The sequence below is a fragment of the Variovorax sp. P1_H12_2 genome (assembly GCF_056405335.1).
The window spans coordinates 1-1,306 of sequence record NZ_JBFUCI010000746.1; the positions used below are offsets into that span (position 1 = coordinate 1).

Sequence of the window (1,306 nt, forward strand, 5' to 3'; positions counted from 1 at the left end):
GCCATAAGGACGGGTGAGGATCTCGAGGAAGTGGCCATCCGGGTCGTTCCAGTAGAAGCCGCGGCCGCCGTCGCCATGGTTGATCTCGCCGGGACGGTGCTGGCCGGGGTCGGCCCAGTAGGTGATTCCGCGTTCGCGAATGCGGCCGAAAATCTCGTCGAACTCGCCTTCGCTCACGAGAAAGGCGTAATGCTGCCCGTCGATGTCGCCGTCGGCGCGCATGAAATCCAGCGTGACGCCGTTGTCGACCTCCACGCCGAGAAACGGGCCAAACGGGACCGGCGCGCCGCGTCCGAGCAACTCGGCCAGCAACTCGGCGGACGCCCGCGGGTCGTGGGCCTTGACGATCGTGTGATTCAACCGGATGGGCATGATGCTTCTCCAAGGAAGACCACAAATATTACGTCCATCGGCGTTCGATCGTTCGGGTAAGTCGGGTGGCTTCGCCGCCGGCTCCAACCCAGAATTCCGCAGGCCWCTGACTTGGCGGCGGCCCCAAAAATCCTGGAGGAACATCATGATGGGTCCGTTTTTGCTGGATCGTGTGATTGGCGCCGACGTCCCTTCGCTGCGCACGCCGGAAGCGGTGAAGACCTTCGAGGCCACGCCCTACATGGAGCGCATCGCTGCGCAAAGCACCTACCAGGCACTGCAGCTTGGCGCAGCGCATGCGCCCGATGAACCCGCGCTCCACTTCCTGACCAGGGGCGACCCCGAGGAAGCGCCATTCACGGTCACCCATCGCCAGTTCATCGCCCGCGTCACGCAGGCGGCGAACCTGTTCAACGACCTGGGCGTCGGGCCGAACGATGTCGTCAGCCTGCTCCTGCCGCTGATTCCCGAGAGCTTCTATGCCCTGTTCGGCGCGCAGGCGGCGGGCATCGCAAACCCGGTGAATGCCTGGCTGTCGGCCGCCCAGATTGCCGAGATCCTGCGTGCCGCGAAGACCAAGGTCCTGGTGGCGCTCGGCCCCACGGAAGGCTCCGACATCTGGGACAAGGTGCAGGCCATTCGCGGCGAGCTGCCCGATCTCGAAGCCATCGTGGTCGTGCGCGGCGGTCCGGACGGCACCGGCGCGGTCCACAGTTTCGAGCAGCGGATCGACGCCTGCCCCTCCGATCGCCTGCTCAGCGGGCGCCGCATCAGCGCCGAAGACACGGCGGGCTACTTCCACACCGGCGGCACGACGGGCTCGCCCAAGCTGGTACGCCACAGCCACGCCAACCAGGTCTACCAGGCCTGGGCGCTGAGCCTGATGCTGCCGGTGGGCGGCGGGCGGACCCTGCTCTTCGGCCTGCCCTTGTTC

The 1,306-nt window shown here is 66.4% G+C and carries 2 protein-coding genes; one reads left to right on the top strand and one right to left on the bottom strand.

Going from position 1 to position 1,306, the window contains the following annotated elements:
- Positions 1-372 (bottom strand): VOC family protein (locus AC1D2K_RS34805; RefSeq protein ID WP_478095000.1); only part of this gene is annotated, 372 nt, incomplete at its 3' end.
- 145 nt (positions 373-517) lie between these two features.
- Between AC1D2K_RS34805 and AC1D2K_RS34810 the strand changes: the two genes are divergently transcribed.
- On the top strand, positions 518-1,306 hold a 789-nt coding region (locus AC1D2K_RS34810), incomplete at its 3' end, for an AMP-binding protein (RefSeq protein ID WP_478095002.1).